This is a genomic window from Buttiauxella sp. S19-1 (assembly GCF_022134725.1).
GTDB lineage: Bacteria > Pseudomonadota > Gammaproteobacteria > Enterobacterales > Enterobacteriaceae > Buttiauxella > Buttiauxella ferragutiae.
This window is the reverse complement of record NZ_JAHWLU010000016.1, coordinates 47,951-63,604: the sequence shown is the minus strand read 5'-3', so window position 1 is coordinate 63,604 and position 15,654 is coordinate 47,951. Positions and strand designations below refer to the sequence as shown.

The window sequence follows — 15,654 nt, the reverse complement described above, 5'->3', positions numbered from 1 at the left end:
CTATATAAGCGGTAAAACTGAGTAAATTTCCCCATAAAAACGCCTTAGTTTGCTATTTTAACGGGGTTTTAATGTCCGACTATAATAACTAAATTGCTTAATACCTATGCAACTGGAGAAGTATTTTGACCAAAACACAACATGAGGCGGTGAAAACCCGTCATAAGGAGAGTTCCCTCATTTTCCCGGTATTAGCGCTGGTCGTACTGGCGGTGTGGGGAGGAAGCCAGTCTTTACCGGCGGTTGTAGGGATTAATATTCTGGCCCTGGTGGGCATTTTAAGTAGTGCTTTTAGCGTGGTGCGTCATGCTGACGTGCTTGCGCACCGTTTAGGTGAACCTTATGGTTCCCTGATTCTTAGTCTTTCGGTGGTTATTCTAGAAGTTAGCTTAATTTCTGCATTGATGGCGACCGGTGATGCCGCGCCGACACTGATGCGCGATACGCTCTACTCCATCATCATGATTGTGACGGGGGGGCTGGTTGGTTTCTCTCTTCTGCTGGGTGGAAATAAATTCGCCACACAGTATATGAACCTGTTTGGCATCAAACAGTATTTGATTGCCCTGTTTCCCCTTGCGGTCATTGTGCTGGTGTTACCCACAGCGCTTCCGGAAGGTAATTTTAGTACCGGCCAGGCGTTAATGGCGGCGGCTATTTCGGCGGCAATGTACGGCGTGTTCTTGTTGATTCAGACCAAAACGCACCAGAGCCTGTTTGTCTATGAGCATGAAGACGAGTCTGACGACGATGACCCGCATCATGGCAAACCGTCGGCACACAGCAACACCTGGCACGCCATCTGGCTGATTGTGCATTTGGTGGCGGTCATTGCGGTGACTAAGATGAATGCGGTGCCGCTGGAGTCGCTGCTGACGACGCTGAATGCACCTGCGCAGTTTACGGGCTTCCTGATCGCGTTATTGATTCTCTCGCCGGAAGGTCTAGGGGCATTGAGGGCGGTGTTGAGTAACCAGGTGCAGCGCGCGATGAACCTGTTCTTTGGTTCGGTGCTGGCGACGATTTCACTGACGGTACCAGCCGTGACGCTGATTGCGTTGCTGACAGGCAACGATTTGACCTTTGGTTTAGGGATGCCTGAGTTAGTCGTGATGCTAACTTCATTAGTGTTATGCCAGATTTCGTTTTCAACCGGGCGCACCAATGTGCTCAACGGCACCGCGCACCTTGCGCTGTTTGCCGCTTATTTGATGACCATTTTTGCCTGACGAATTTGCGTCATAAAAAAAGCTCTTATCGTGAGATAAGAGCTTTTTATTTTGGTGGATGACGCTCGCGCTTATCCACCCTACCACGTCAAAAAGTCTGATTTTTGTAGGGCGGATAAGTGCAACGTCATCCGCCATTAGTCCTGACTTACTTGCTGGTATCCAGTGGTTCGAAATTCTTCACCAGATCGTCAATCGCTTTGATTTGCTTGAGGAATGGCTCGAGCTTCGCCAGCGGCAATGCAGATGGGCCATCACAACGTGCGTTATCTGGGTCCGGGTGCGCTTCGATAAACAGACCTGCCAGGCCAGTCGCCATACCGGCACGAGCCAGTTCAGTCACCTGCGCACGACGGCCGCCCGACGCTGAACCAAACGGGTCGCGGCATTGCAGAGCATGTGTCACGTCGAAAATAACCGGTGAACCGTTAGACACCTGCTTCATTACGCTAAAACCGAGCATGTCGACAACCAGGTTGTCGTAACCGAAGTTCGCGCCACGGTCACACAGGATAATCTGGTCGTTACCGCCTTCGTGGAATTTATCAACGATGTTACCCATTTGACCAGGGCTGACGAACTGAGGCTTCTTGACGTTGATCACCGCACCGGTTTTCGCCATCGCTTCTACCAGATCGGTCTGGCGGGCGAGGAACGCAGGCAGCTGAATCACATCAACTACATCGGCAACAGGTTGTGCCTGGCTTGCTTCATGAACGTCAGTGATGATTTTCACGCCGAAGGTTTGCTTCAGTTCCTGGAAAATCTTCATCCCTTCTTCGAGGCCTGGGCCACGATAAGAGTTGATGGATGAACGGTTGGCTTTATCGAAGGACGCTTTGAACACGTATGGAATGCCCAGTTTCTGGGTCACGGTGACGTAATGCTCACAAATACGCATTGCAAGGTCGCGTGATTCCAGTACGTTCATGCCGCCAAACAGCACAAACGGCAGGTCGTTTGCGACGTTGATGTCACCAATCTTAACCACTTTTTGTTCCATCTTTATCTCGCCTTGTTGGGAAACATTTAAAAATTTAGCATCAGTGCAAAGTGACCTGTTTTTGCGAAATCGAATTAATTTGCGCTTTGATCATCTCGCTAATCGGGTCTTCCGGGCACTGCTCGACAAAATAGCTGAGATCGGTAAGAGCCACGTGTTCGCAATCAAGCTGCGCATAAATTAAGCCACGATCGCGAATTTCATACGGGTCTTCCGGATTAAACTGGAGCAAGGTTTCACTGGTACGCAGTGCCAGTTCCATTTGACGTTCTTCCATCAGCGCAGATTTAAGGGTGTCGAGTAATTTACGCACCACTTCCGCGTTATCAGCTTCATCTAAATCTTCATCGAACAGTTCAGCTGTTGGCCCGACATTACCTTTCAACCACACTTCCAGCGTATGTTCGTTGAGCGTATCGCCGTTAAATGGGTTGATCAGCCACATTTCGCCGTCCATCCAGTCGCCACGCAAAATTAGCTGCGTGGGGAAAATTACAGGATTTAACGGGATATCAAGGCGCTCGGCAATCCATAACAGAATCGCCCCCAAAGACACCGCACTTCCCTGGCGTTTTGTCAGCACTTTATCAAGCCACAATGCATCGGATAAACGGTAAACGCCGCTGGAGTCTTTAAAACCCCAACTGCCATAAAACAGCTCAACTAATTTTTCGAGTTGCACATCCTGGTGCTGACCTTCGCAGATCTCTTCCCGCGCCAGGCTTGCCAGGCTTTCCAGTTGTGCACGCACTTCTTCTGCCGGGAAATCATCACGGATCAACTGCGAGACTAAAATCATGCCCTCGCACAACGGCGCCTGATTGAATTCGAAATCGGCTAACGACCTCATGACTTACCCCAGTAATGGTATTTTGGTGGTGGCGAGTTTAATGATGATGTAAAGCACCACCAGCGCCAGCAAAAAGGCAAATAGCCGGATCTGCTGACTGCGCGGGCGTTTGCCCAGCACGATAAACCCTAAAACGATATAGATAATAACGCCAAATAGCTTCTCAGTCAGCCATGCACCTTGCGGCGTGAAGGGATAGAAATGCGTAATCATCACCAGTGCAGCACCGCTGACCAGCAATAACGTATCATTCACATGCGGCACAATGCGCACCCAGCGCTTGTTCGACATGGCTGAATCGCGGTATTGCCACCAGTAGCGTAAAACGAACAAACTCACGGAAATGATAACCGTCAGAATATGAAAATGCTTGAGCGCGAAGTAAGTTGCCATTTTGCTCAGTTCCTTATCTTTAGAAAAAGCGTCCTGTTGTCAGACGGTCATTGCCACCGTAATCCTGACAGCTTTGTATCTCGGTATATCCGGCGTCGCTAAACAGTTCACGAACTTGTGCTGCCTGTTGCCAACCGTGTTCGAGCAATAACCAACCGCCCGATTCAAGGAAGTTGCGCGATGTTTCCACCAGCGTGCGTAAATCGGCCAAACCGTGGTTATCAGCCACCAGCGCACTGCGAGGTTCAAAGCGAACATCACCCTGTAAAAGGTGCGGATCTTCCTCATCAATATAGGGTGGATTACTGACAATCACGGCAAAACGCTGCGTATTGAGCGCACTAAACCAGTTGCTTTGCAAGACCTCAACGTTGGTTATTCCAAGGCGACTCGCATTATCGCGCGCAAGTTCAACCGCATCAGGTATCAAGTCCAGTGCGACAACGTCACAATCCGGGCGCTCGCTGGCAATCGCCAACGCAATCGCCCCGGTACCGGTGCCTAAGTCCAGCACGGAACACGCGGTGGCAGGCATTCTGGCGAGGGCTTGTTCGACAAGGCATTCGGTATCAGGGCGCGGAATAAGCGTCACCGGCGATACGCGCAAAGGCAGCGACCAAAACTCACGCTCGCCAACCAAATGCGCGATAGGCTCGCCCTTCACACGTCTTGCCAGCAAAACAGCAAGTTGTTGCTGTTGCTCGGCTGCCAGCTCGGTTTCACCAAAAGCGAGGATGAAGGTTCGTGCTTTACCGGTGACAAAACCCAGCAGGATTTCCGCGTCGCGACGCGGACTTTCACTTTCCTGAAGCTGGGCAATTGCCTGTTGTAACCAGTGTTTAAAATCCATTAATCCTGCTCAGACAGCGCCGCTAACTGGTCTGCCTGGAACTCCTGCACAATAGGCTCGATCAATGCGTCGAGTTTCCCTTCCATCACTTCATCCAGACGGTATAACGTCACGTTGATGCGATGGTCGGTTACACGGCCTTGCGGGAAGTTATAAGTACGGTTGCGGTCTGAACGATCGCCACTGCCCAGCAAATTGCGGCGCGTTGAAGCTTCTTCCTGTTGGCGTTTTGCTATTTCAGCGGCACGAATACGCGAACCCAATACCGAAAGCGCTTTGGCTTTGTTTTTATGCTGGGAACGTTCGTCCTGGCATTCCACTACGATCCCGGTCGGTAAGTGGGTAATACGAATTGCAGAGTCGGTGGTGTTAACGTGCTGACCGCCCGCGCCCGAGGAACGGAAGGTGTCGATACGCAAATCACCTGGATTGATATCTGGCAATTCCGCTTCAGGAATTTCTGGCATCACCGCGACGGTACAAGCGGAAGTATGGATACGCCCCTGAGATTCAGTTGCCGGAACACGCTGCACGCGATGACCGCCGGACTCAAACTTCAAACGGCCGTAAACACCTTCACCACTGATTTTGGCGATTACTTCTTTAAAGCCACCATGTTCACCGTCGTTGGCGCTCAGTATTTCAACTTTCCAGCGACGTGCTTCTGCGTAACGGCTGTACATACGGAACAGGTCACCGGCAAAAATAGCCGCTTCATCACCGCCGGTCCCGGCACGAACTTCCACAAAAGCGTTGCGTTCGTCATCAGGATCTTTTGGCAGCAGCAAGACTTGCAGTTGTTGTTCTAATTCTTCGCTGTCGCTTTTCGCCTGGTTTAATTCTTCTTGCGCCATTTCGCGCATTTCCGGGTCATCAAGCATGCTTTGTGCGGTTTCAATATCTTCCTGCACTTGACGCCATTTCAGGAAGCAACTGGAAACGTCACTTAACTGGGCATATTCACGTGACAAAGCACGGAAACGATCCTGGTCGGCAATTGTGGCAGCATCCCCAAGCAGTGCCTGAACTTCTTCATGGCGCTCTTGCAGAGCTTCTAGTTTGGCAACGATAGAAGACTTCATGGGCGGTGTTTCACCTTGTAATAAGAGTTTATTTGCTAATCCAGCCCGAGGCTGTTGCGCAGAATCTGCAGGCGTTCGTCATCCCCGTCACGGGCAGCCTGCGTGAGCGATTTGGTTGGAGCGTGGATCAGGCGGTTGGTTAATTTCCATGCCAAATCCTGAAGGACTGTTTCGGCATCGGCACCCTGCTGGAGCGCGGCGATAGCCTTAGCAGCCAGGTCATCACGAACCTGTTCTGCTTGTGTGCGGTATTCACGGATAGTTTCCGTTGCGCTTTGGGCACGCAACCAGGCCATGAACTCACCACTTTCCTGTGCGACAATCGTTTCAGCTTCAACGGCGGCAGCCTTGCGCTGCGCGAGGTTGCTTTGAATTATCGCCTGAAGGTCGTCAACGCTATACAGATAGGCGTTCGCCAGTTTGCCTACTTCCGGCTCAACATCGCGCGGGACGGCGATGTCGACTAACAGTAACGGCTGGTTGCGGCGAGCTTTTAACGCGCGTTCGACCATGCCTTTACCAATGATTGGCAGTGGGCTGGCGGTGGAACTAATAATAATGTCAGCTTCCTGCAAGCGAGAATCAATGTCACTCAGGCTTATTACCTCGGCACCGACTTCATCAGCCAGCACCTGAGCGCGTTCACGCGTGCGGTTGGCAATAATCATCTTCTGAACGTTGTGTTCACGTAAATGACGCGCCGCCAGTTCAATGGTTTCACCCGCACCAACCAGCAACACGGTGACAGTCGATAAGGATTCGAAAATTTGTCGTGCCAGGGTGCAGGCCGCGAACGCTACGGATACGGCACTCGCGCCGATTTCGGTTTCGGTGCGAACACGCTTGGCAACGGAGAAGGACTTCTGGAACATGCGCTCCAGTTCGCTGGAAAGCGAATGCCCTTTTTGTGAGTCGGCAAAGGCCTTTTTAACCTGCCCGAGGATTTGTGGCTCGCCGAGCACCAGCGAATCAAGACCACTTGCGACACGCATTAAATGGGTGACTGCGTCGTTGTCGTGATGCCAGTACAGGCTTTTACGCACTTCCTCTTCGTTGAGGTTGTGGTAATTACATAGCCAGCGCACGAGCTGCTCGTGCAGGTCTTCCTGTTCTTCGACGCTCAGATACAGCTCAGTCCGGTTACACGTCGACAACACCACCCCACCTTGCACCATCGGCTGTTCGAGCAGGCTGTTCAATGCCTGGTCGAGCGTGTCCGGCGAAAACGTAACACGTTCTCGCAACGAGACTGGAGCTGTTTTATGGTTGATGCCAAGCGCTAAAAGGGTCATTGAGCGGTCTGAGTAATACCGATGTTGATAAGGATTAACTCGGCGCATCATACAGGATGCGTGCAGTCAATAAAAGGGAGCCACTCCTTGTGGGGTATCACTACAATTAATGATTTAAGACAACATGACCATAGACGACCTGACTATGCGCCGCTAGCATAAACAGTTAACAACTAAAATTAATGAGAAGGAACCGTTGCCTCTATGTCTATGACGAAAGCCCGTCTGCTGCGCCTTGCGCCACTGGCAAGCCTTATTTTGACTGCTTGTGTCACGCCAAAACCAAGCGGTCCAGGCAAAAGTCCTGACTCTCCGCAGTGGTTACAACACCAGCAACAAGTACAAAAAATCACCCAATATCAAACACGTGGTGCTTTTGCTTATCTCTCCGATAGTCAAAAAGTTTATGCACGCTATAACTGGCAACAAACCTCGCCGGATCGCTATCGCTTATTATTGACTAACCCGTTAGGCAGCACCGAGCTTGAGCTCAATGCGCAGCCTGGTGTCGTGCAACTGACTGACCGCAATGGCAAAAAGTACGTCGCCGATAATGCAGAAGAGATGGTGGGTAAATTGACGGGAATGCCTATTCCGCTCAATAGCCTGCGTCAATGGATCCTCGGCCTGCCGGGTGAGGCCACTGACTATAAAATTGATGCTCAATATCGCCTGAGTGAAATCAACTACACCCAGGACGGCAAAACCTGGAAAGTGGTGTATAGCGATTATGACGACAGTGTGCAGCCTGCTCTGCCGTCAAATATGGAACTGCGCGAAGGCTCACAGCGTATCAAACTCAAAATGGATAACTGGACAGTCAAATAATGAGAAAACGTTGGCCATCCCCAGCAAAACTGAATTTATTTTTGTATATCACCGGTCGTCGTGCAGACGGATACCATAATTTACAAACTTTATTTCAGTTCCTTGATTATGGCGACACCCTCAGCATTGAGCCGACAAATGATGGTCAAATTCGCTTAGCTACTCCGATTGAAGGGGTGCCGGATGAAGAGAATTTAATTGTCCGCGCGGCTCGATTATTGCAAGACACCGCCCTGCTGATGGGCACGTTGCCGCAGGGTGCTGGGGCAGAAATCAGCGTTGAAAAACGATTGCCAATGGGCGGCGGTTTAGGTGGCGGGTCATCAAATGCAGCAACAGTGTTGGTGGCGCTAAACCATGTGTGGAACACCGGCCTGACTGAAGATCAACTGGCGGCGTTGGGTATCACTCTCGGCGCCGACGTCCCCGTATTCGTGCGTGGATTTGCCGCTTTTGCCGAAGGTGTTGGTGAGAAGCTCACCCCCGTCTCTCCACCGGAAAAGTGGTACCTGGTTGCACATCCTGGCGTCAGCATTCCCACGCCTGTCATTTTCAAAGATCCAGAGCTACCACGAAATACCCCGATCAGATCAATTGACACGTTATTAAACTGTGAATTTGGTAATGATTGTGAGGTTATCGCAAGAAAACGTTTTCGTAAGGTTGATGAGCTGCTTTCCTGGCTGTTAGAATACGCGCCGTCGCGCCTGACCGGCACCGGCGCTTGTGTGTTTGCTGAATTTGACACCGAGAACGCTGCCCGCCAGGTGCTTAAGCAAGCCCCGGAATGGCTGCATGGGTTTGTTGCGCGAGGCGTTAATGTCTCCCCGCTGCATCAGGCCATATCCGGGCAAGCTGAGTATTGGTGACAACGTCACCTTGTTTCAGACGTTGCATCAAGCTCTTTATACACCGCCTGGATGGCGCTACCCCGCCCGCATAAGCTGCGGTAGTACCATCCGCCACTGGACGCATGCCTGAGGTTTTTCTCGTGCCTGATATGAAGCTTTTTGCTGGTAACGCCACCCCGGAACTAGCACAACGTATTGCCAACCGCCTGTACACCTCCCTTGGTGACGCCGCCGTCGGTCGTTTTAGCGACGGAGAAGTAAGCGTACAAATCAACGAAAATGTACGCGGTGGTGATATTTTCATCATCCAGTCCACCTGTGCACCAACTAATGACAACCTTATGGAATTGGTTGTTATGGTCGACGCCCTGCGCCGTGCTTCTGCAGGTCGTATCACCGCTGTTATCCCTTACTTTGGTTATGCTCGTCAGGATCGCCGTGTGCGTTCCGCCCGTGTGCCAATCACCGCGAAAGTGGTTGCTGACTTCCTCTCAAGTGTTGGGGTTGACCGTGTTCTCACCGTGGACTTGCACGCAGAACAGATTCAGGGCTTCTTCGATGTTCCTGTAGATAACGTTTTCGGTAGCCCAATCCTGCTAGAAGATATGCTGCAAATCGGCCTGGAAAACCCAATCGTGGTTTCTCCAGATATCGGTGGCGTTGTGCGTGCTCGTGCTATCGCAAAACTGCTTAACGATACCGACATGGCTATCATCGACAAACGTCGTCCTCGCGCTAACGTTTCCCAGGTTATGCATATCATCGGTGATGTATCTGGCCGTGATTGTGTACTGGTTGACGATATGATCGATACCGGCGGCACTCTGTGCAAAGCAGCTGAAGCACTGAAAGAGCGTGGTGCTAAACGTGTGTTTGCTTACGCAACTCACCCGATTTTCTCCGGCAATGCGGTTCACAACCTGCGTAACTCCGTGATCGACGAAGTTATCGTATGTGACACCATCCCACTGTCTGATGAAATCAAAGCACTGCCTAACGTCCGCACCCTGACTCTGTCTGGCATGTTGGCTGAAGCTATTCGCCGTATCAGCAATGAAGAATCAATCTCTGCGATGTTCGAGCACTAATCGAACTCGTTTAAAAAAACCCGCTGCGGCGGGTTTTTTCTTTTGTAGTATGTATTTATTAAACCAATGCCTCCTTCACCTGCCATATCCCTCATAAATGACAGATGATGCGCTCACGGATGGAATCAAAGTGAAAAACGTATCTTCTTCTATATTACCTTTCCGCGCTCTGGTAGACGCTTGTTGGCGAGAGAAATACACGGTTTCTCGTTTTAGCCGCGATGTTATCGCTGGTATTACCGTAGGGATTATTGCTATTCCCCTGGCGATGGCGTTAGCGATTGGCAGCGGTGTCGCCCCGCAATATGGCCTGTATACTTCAGCGATTGCCGGGATTGTGATTGCCTTAAGCGGCGGTTCACGTTTCAGTGTTTCCGGCCCAACAGCCGCGTTTGTGGTGATCCTCTATCCGGTGGCGCAACAGTTCGGCCTTGCGGGTTTACTCATCGCCACATTGATGTCCGGCGTGTTTCTTATTTTGTTTGGTTTGGCGCGGTTTGGCCGCCTGATTGAATACATCCCGCTTTCCGTAACACTCGGTTTTACCTCCGGGATTGGGATTACCATCGCCACTATGCAGGTGAAAGATTTCTTTGGCCTGACGCTGGAACACGTGCCGGAACACTACCTGAATAAAGTGGCGGCGCTGGCGATGGCGATGCCAACAATTAATCTCGGCGATGCGGCAATTGGTATCGTGACACTCGGCGTGTTGATTCTCTGGCCGCGTTTTGGCATTCGTTTACCCGGCCACTTACCGGCACTGCTGGCAGGCTGTGCCACCATGGCAGCGGTACATGCAGCAGGCTTCGATGTGGCGACTATCGGTTCACGCTTCCACTATGTATTGGCTGACGGCACCCAGGGCAATGGCATTCCACAATTGTTGCCACAACTGATGCTGCCGTGGAATATTCCCAACTCAAACTTCACGCTGAGCTGGGATTCTTTAAGCGCCCTGCTCCCGGCAGCCTTTTCGATGGCGATGCTCGGCGCAATTGAATCGCTGCTGTGCGCCGTGGTGTTAGATGGTATGACGGGCACCAAACATAACGCCAACAGCGAACTTATCGGCCAGGGGATGGGCAATATCATTGCGCCATTCTTTGGTGGGATTACTGCCACCGCCGCCATTGCCCGGTCAGCCGCCAACGTGCGCGCTGGCGCAACATCACCGATGGCTGCCGTGATTCACGCATTGCTGGTGATTATGGCGTTATTGGTGCTGGCCCCTCTGCTTTCCTGGTTGCCGCTTTCCGCAATGGCCGCCCTGCTGCTAATGGTGGCGTGGAATATGAGTGAAGCGCATAAAGTGGTCAGCCTGCTGCGCCGTGCGCCGAAAGACGACATCATCGTCATGCTTATCTGCATGTCGTTAACGGTGCTGTTCGATATGGTTATCGCGATTAGCGTGGGGATTGTGCTGGCCTCTTTACTGTTTATGCGTCGCATTGCCCGCATGACCCGTCTGGCACCGGTAAACATTCCTACACCAGAAGGTGTGCTGGCATTACGCGTCACCGGGCCGCTATTCTTCGCCGCCGCCGAGGGATTATTTAATGATCTCGCCCAGCGCGTTGAGCAAAACCATCTGATTATTTTGCAATGGGATGCCGTTCCGGTACTGGATGCCGGTGGACTGGATGCGTTTCAACGTTTTGTGGAAAAACTGCCGGAAGGTTGCGAATTGCGGGTAACTAACCTGGAGTTTCAGCCGCTTAAAACGCTGGCTCGTGCGGGTGTTAAGCCCATTGCGGGTCGCCTTGCTTTCTTCCCGGATATTCAGGCTGCATTGGCTGAGTAAAGTTTTTGCCAAAAAAAACGGTTCTGCGACAGAACCGTTTTCATTTTCTAAATTTAGTTAACTATGTTTATGGCTGTCATCGCGGCGGCAACGTTTATCAAAGTGGCGCACCCACCAGTAACGGTCACCTACTTGTTCGTGCCCACCGACACGCGCACCAGCCAGCCAAAGCACCGCACCAACAAAAATGCTTAACACAGCACCGTGGGCGAAATATTGCGGGAAATTGAATTGAGGGAGTTGGTTTAAAATTGAGTAACCAACACCACCCACCATGACGACAAGCCCCAAGCCCATGAAAATGTTGCCGAGTAATGAAGCGTTTTTGCGTTTCATATGTCACCTCCGGGTGTACCTGGGTCGGCGGGGGAAATCCCCATTCCTTGTGTGTAAAGTATAGACAACACCGCTTCGAATTATGTGCGTGGGCGATCACAATTACGAATGAAAGCCTACATATATTTACAAATAACTCGCTGAATAGCATGAAATTCTAATTGTTTAGATGATGAACTATTCAACACTTGAATAGGGATTGCATTGCTTCTTTGTCATCGAGTCCTGGGCACAGTAAACTACGCGGCTCTTGTCTGTTTTCAGGATATTAAACGTGAGCATTAAATTAATTGTTGGCCTGGCAAATCCAGGTGCGGAATATGCTGCAACCCGCCATAACGCAGGAGCCTGGTATGTGGATCTGCTTGCACAGCGCCATAATCAGTCGCTCAAAGAAGAAAGCAAATTCTTCGGTTACACAGCGCGCATAAACCTTGCCGGTGAAGATGTTCGCCTGTTGGTGCCAACCACGTTTATGAACCTCAGTGGTAAAGCTGTTGGGGCGATGGCGACATTTTTCCGCATCGCGCCAGATGAAATTCTTGTTGCGCACGATGAGTTAGATCTACCGCCAGGTGTAGCAAAATTCAAACTCGGCGGCGGCCACGGTGGCCACAATGGCCTGAAAGACATCATCAGCAAACTGGGCAATAACCCTAACTTTCACCGCTTACGCGTCGGAATCGGCCATCCAGGTGATAAAAACAAAGTTGTCGGCTTTGTATTGGGTAAACCGCCGCTCAGCGAACAGAAGCTGATTGATGACGCAGTAGACGAAGCGGCACGTTGCACTGAGGTATGGCTGAAAGAAGGTTTAACCAAAGCCACCAATCGCCTGCACGCCTTTAAAGCGCAATAAACGTTCTCGCGGCTTTCAGCAAGGATTTCTGCGCCCGTTATATACCGTTTGGGTGTATAATGGGGAAAGTTATGATCATTTTATCAATGAGACAACATCAACTCATTGAATATCAAGTAATTAAGGTGAATTAAACCATGGGATTCAAATGCGGTATCGTCGGCTTGCCGAACGTTGGTAAATCAACCCTGTTCAACGCGCTCACCAAAGCGGGAATCGAAGCTGCAAACTTCCCGTTCTGTACCATTGAGCCGAACACTGGTGTGGTACCAATGCCGGACCCACGTCTGGATAAACTGGCCGAAATCGTAAAACCACAGCGCATTCTGCCAACTACCATGGAGTTCGTTGATATCGCCGGTCTGGTGAAAGGCGCATCCAAAGGTGAAGGCCTGGGTAACCAGTTCCTGACCAACATTCGCGAAACCGAAGCCATCGGCCACGTAGTGCGTTGTTTTGAAAACGACAACATCATTCACGTGAATAACAAAGTTGATCCAGCCGATGACATCGAAGTCATTAACACTGAGCTGGCGCTTTCAGATCTGGATACTTGCGAACGTGCCATCCACCGCGTGCAGAAGAAAGCAAAAGGCGGCGATAAAGACGCAAAAGCTGAACTGGCTGCGCTGGAAAAATGTCTGCCACAGCTTGAGAACGCGGGTATGTTGCGTGCGCTTCCTCTGACCGAAGAAGACAAAGCGGCTATCAAATACCTGAGTTTCCTGACGCTGAAACCAACGATGTATATCGCGAACGTCAATGAAGACGGTTACGAAAACAACCCATACCTCGACAAAGTGCGCGAAATCGCCGCTGCTGAAGGTTCTGTGGTTGTTGCTGTTTGTGCCGCCGTTGAGTCTGATATTGCTGAACTTGACGATGCTGACCGTGACGAGTTCATGGCAGAAATGGGCCTGGAAGAACCAGGCCTGAACCGCGTTATCCGCGCGGGCTATGAGTTATTAAACCTGCAAACTTACTTCACCGCTGGCGTGAAAGAAGTACGTGCATGGACTATCCCAGTTGGCGCTACAGCTCCACAAGCTGCGGGTAAAATCCACACTGACTTCGAAAAAGGCTTCATCCGTGCTCAGACTATTGCCTTCGAAGACTTCATCACCTACAAAGGTGAGCAAGGCGCGAAAGAAGCAGGCAAAATGCGTGCTGAAGGTAAAGACTACATCGTTAAAGATGGCGATGTAATGAACTTCCTGTTCAACGTCTAATTCCCTTTCAGCCCACAGCATTTTTATGCTCAGGGCTGGAAGATGAAACAATTAAAAGTCCACGCTATTGCGTGGGCTTTTTTTATCGTCTGAATATATCCATTATCGCTAATAATGAAACTTATCCACTGTCCATTTTTATACAGTAATTATTTAGATGAGGAATAAAGTGTATATTTTTGGACATCGACCACAATAATATTTATCGTTGACGCAGTAAATAGCCAGATTTATAATCCCGCCCCTCTCATGTAAACATTACCTGTTATCCAAACCATTTATTTCATAAGTGTAACGAGTAAGTACTTTTTTCTAACATTACCAGAGCCGTAATTTTAGAGTCAGATCTATAAAGAACATTAAAATTATCAACTTATAACTTTCCTCCAGAGTCTTCTTTAATCACTTAATAAGAGCACGTACAGAACAATGGTTGATAAAGAGCTCATTCGTCATGAAGTTGTGCCGTCGGCAAGGAAGGAGTCCAACAACCATGGGGAGTACCACTGGTATCATTCGATTACCGGGAAGGTAGCCATTTACCTGATGCTTGGGGTCTTGATTGCCTATAGCGTTGGTTCTGGTGCTGGATTTTTTGAAGTGAAGCGCATTTCTCAAACACAGTGGTTTAAGCAGGCTGCGACTAATTCGCAAATTACCAGCTATATTATTCGTAATATCTACACTTCCGTTGCTGTTAAATCCAATAGCGAAGGACAGGTTGTCAGCATTGAATCAGAAAGACCGCTATGGGATGACGAAAGCGTAATCCAGACAGGTTTCAATCCAGCCGATATGCTGACTCTGGTTTCAACGCAAACTCATAATCCAACGTGGTTATTGTATTACGATGATAAACACGGCTTTATTGATACCCAAACGCAACAACAAGTCACGATAACTGATGATAATAAAGGCCCAGGCTTTGCACTCAAGGAATATTACCGTGGATTTGCCACTGTCGGCTGCAAAGAGTATTTCGTCGGCTCGATTCCAATTGTTAATTTGTCAGGCAAGTTACTCGGTGCTGTGGTCACCAGTATCGGTGAACGTGACGCACTGTTGGAGATCCATAATCAATTATTGAATCACACTTTACTGATACTGGTTCTAATCCTCGGCGCGACAGTTGTTGTGGTTAATTGGCTGGTGCGTAATCTTTTTCGCCCCGTTCCCCGTCTTATCCAGGCAGTATCATCGATAGCCGATGAAAAAACCGATCAGGTTACACCGTTCCAGTCTCAGGAGGATGAAATAGGTGAGCTCGCCAGGGCGATTGAAAAGTTGCGGGTCGCTATGGTTGAGCGCGGCTATTTGCAACGCATGCAGGAGATGGCACTAAAAATGGAATACATGGCGCACCATGATTCTCTGACCTTACTACCTAATAGAGTTGCCTATCGAAATTCCATCGACGGACGACTGGTCAAAGTGAAAACCGAAGGCACCCTTTTTAATCTCCTGTTAATCGATTTGGATAATTTTAAACCTGTTAATGACACCTACGGCCATGTCGTGGGAGACGAGTTGCTCGTCGAATCAGCGACAAGATTGTCCACCCTGGTCAGCAGTGGAGATACGGCTATCCGCTTAGGTGGGGACGAATTTGCCATTCTTCAGCAGGTTAATTGCAACCAGATCTCAGAAGCCGAGGCGTTAGCCAATAAAGTGTTACATGCACTTAACGCTCCCTTTAACTGCAGTGGGCATACTTTTGCCATCAGTAGCAGTATCGGGATTTCTTGCGCACCGCAGCACGGCCAAACCCGCGAGGATTTATTTGCGCACGCCGATCTCGCGCTTTACACCTCCAAAAACTTCGGCCGCAACTGCTTTCATTTCTACGCTAACGGCATGACCATGAACCACGAAGCAATGACTGTATCGGGAAACTATTTTGACCAGGCGCCAGGCAATGCCCGAGTGACGACAGAGCCGGGCAAGAGAAAATAGAAAAGCC

15 protein-coding genes are annotated in these 15,654 nt (G+C 50.1%); 8 read left to right on the top strand and 7 right to left on the bottom strand.

Translation table 11 applies throughout. The annotated features are described in order from the left end of the window. Positions 1–125: 125 nt before the first annotated feature. Positions 126–1,229: a sodium-potassium/proton antiporter ChaA gene (gene chaA / locus MES37_RS06285; RefSeq protein ID WP_237930629.1), complete on the top strand. Its 1,104-nt coding sequence runs from the start codon at positions 126–128 to the stop codon at positions 1,227–1,229. A gap of 148 nt (positions 1,230–1,377) precedes the next feature. Here the strand turns inward: chaA and kdsA are convergent, their stop codons facing one another. The 6 genes from kdsA to hemA are packed head-to-tail and all read right to left on the bottom strand — an operon-like array spanning position 1,378 to position 6,699. Further along, positions 1,378–2,232 (bottom strand): 3-deoxy-8-phosphooctulonate synthase, encoded by an 855-nt coding sequence (gene kdsA / locus MES37_RS06280; RefSeq protein ID WP_064547392.1) that lies wholly within the window; start codon positions 2,230–2,232, stop codon positions 1,378–1,380. 40 nt (positions 2,233–2,272) lie between these two features. Next, positions 2,273–3,082, bottom strand: coding sequence for an invasion regulator SirB1 (gene sirB1, locus MES37_RS06275; RefSeq protein WP_064547394.1), 810 nt, complete (start codon positions 3,080–3,082; stop codon positions 2,273–2,275). Between the two features lie 3 nt (positions 3,083–3,085). Then, on the bottom strand, positions 3,086–3,475 hold the full coding sequence (sirB2, locus tag MES37_RS06270; RefSeq protein ID WP_064547396.1) for an invasion regulator SirB2: 390 nt from the start codon (positions 3,473–3,475) through the stop codon (positions 3,086–3,088). Positions 3,476–3,494: 19 nt separating this feature from the next. Next, a complete protein-coding gene (gene prmC / locus MES37_RS06265) occupies positions 3,495–4,325 on the bottom strand; it encodes a peptide chain release factor N(5)-glutamine methyltransferase (RefSeq protein ID WP_121815549.1) in 831 nt (276 codons plus the stop codon). After that, positions 4,325–5,407, bottom strand: coding sequence for a peptide chain release factor 1 (gene prfA / locus MES37_RS06260; protein ID WP_064547400.1), 1,083 nt, complete (start codon positions 5,405–5,407; stop codon positions 4,325–4,327). The genes prmC and prfA overlap by 1 nt, the downstream gene beginning before the upstream one ends. Positions 5,408–5,442: 35 nt before the next feature. After that, positions 5,443–6,699 carry a glutamyl-tRNA reductase gene (hemA, locus tag MES37_RS06255; protein WP_064547617.1) on the bottom strand — a complete coding sequence of 419 codons (1,257 nt, stop codon included), beginning with the start codon at positions 6,697–6,699 and terminating at the stop codon, positions 5,443–5,445. A 204-nt stretch (positions 6,700–6,903) separates the two neighbouring features. Between hemA and lolB the strand changes: the two genes are divergently transcribed. The 4 genes from lolB to dauA all read left to right on the top strand — a co-directional run bounded on the left by lolB (position 6,904) and on the right by dauA (position 11,270). Continuing rightward, on the top strand, positions 6,904–7,527 hold the full coding sequence (lolB, locus tag MES37_RS06250) for a lipoprotein insertase outer membrane protein LolB (protein WP_064547402.1): 624 nt from the start codon (positions 6,904–6,906) through the stop codon (positions 7,525–7,527). Next, on the top strand, positions 7,527–8,396 hold the full coding sequence (gene ispE, locus MES37_RS06245; RefSeq protein ID WP_237930627.1) for a 4-(cytidine 5'-diphospho)-2-C-methyl-D-erythritol kinase: 870 nt from the start codon (positions 7,527–7,529) through the stop codon (positions 8,394–8,396). The genes lolB and ispE overlap by 1 nt, the downstream gene beginning before the upstream one ends. 122 nt (positions 8,397–8,518) lie before the next feature. Continuing rightward, the gene (gene prs / locus MES37_RS06240; protein ID WP_008454180.1) at positions 8,519–9,466 is read left to right on the top strand and encodes a ribose-phosphate diphosphokinase; all 948 of its coding nucleotides are present in this window, start codon (positions 8,519–8,521) and stop codon (positions 9,464–9,466) included. Between the two features lie 97 nt (positions 9,467–9,563). Beyond that, positions 9,564–11,270: a C4-dicarboxylic acid transporter DauA gene (dauA, locus tag MES37_RS06235; protein ID WP_237930626.1), complete on the top strand. Its 1,707-nt coding sequence runs from the start codon at positions 9,564–9,566 to the stop codon at positions 11,268–11,270. 57 nt (positions 11,271–11,327) lie between these two features. Here dauA and ychH read toward each other — a convergent pair whose 3' ends face one another. Continuing rightward, positions 11,328–11,606, bottom strand: a complete 279-nt coding sequence (gene ychH / locus MES37_RS06230) for a stress-induced protein YchH (protein ID WP_064547408.1) — start codon at positions 11,604–11,606, stop codon at positions 11,328–11,330. A gap of 274 nt (positions 11,607–11,880) precedes the next feature. Between ychH and pth the strand changes: the two genes are divergently transcribed. The 3 genes from pth to MES37_RS06215 all read left to right on the top strand — a co-directional run bounded on the left by pth (position 11,881) and on the right by MES37_RS06215 (position 15,647). Further along, positions 11,881–12,465, top strand: coding sequence for an aminoacyl-tRNA hydrolase (pth, locus tag MES37_RS06225; protein WP_064547411.1), 585 nt, complete (start codon positions 11,881–11,883; stop codon positions 12,463–12,465). Positions 12,466–12,602: 137 nt separating this feature from the next. Then, positions 12,603–13,694, top strand: coding sequence for a redox-regulated ATPase YchF (gene ychF / locus MES37_RS06220; RefSeq protein WP_064547413.1), 1,092 nt, complete (start codon positions 12,603–12,605; stop codon positions 13,692–13,694). Between the two features lie 429 nt (positions 13,695–14,123). Continuing rightward, the gene (locus MES37_RS06215; protein WP_237930624.1) at positions 14,124–15,647 is read left to right on the top strand and encodes a diguanylate cyclase domain-containing protein; all 1,524 of its coding nucleotides are present in this window, start codon (positions 14,124–14,126) and stop codon (positions 15,645–15,647) included. Positions 15,648–15,654: the final 7 nt, after the last annotated feature.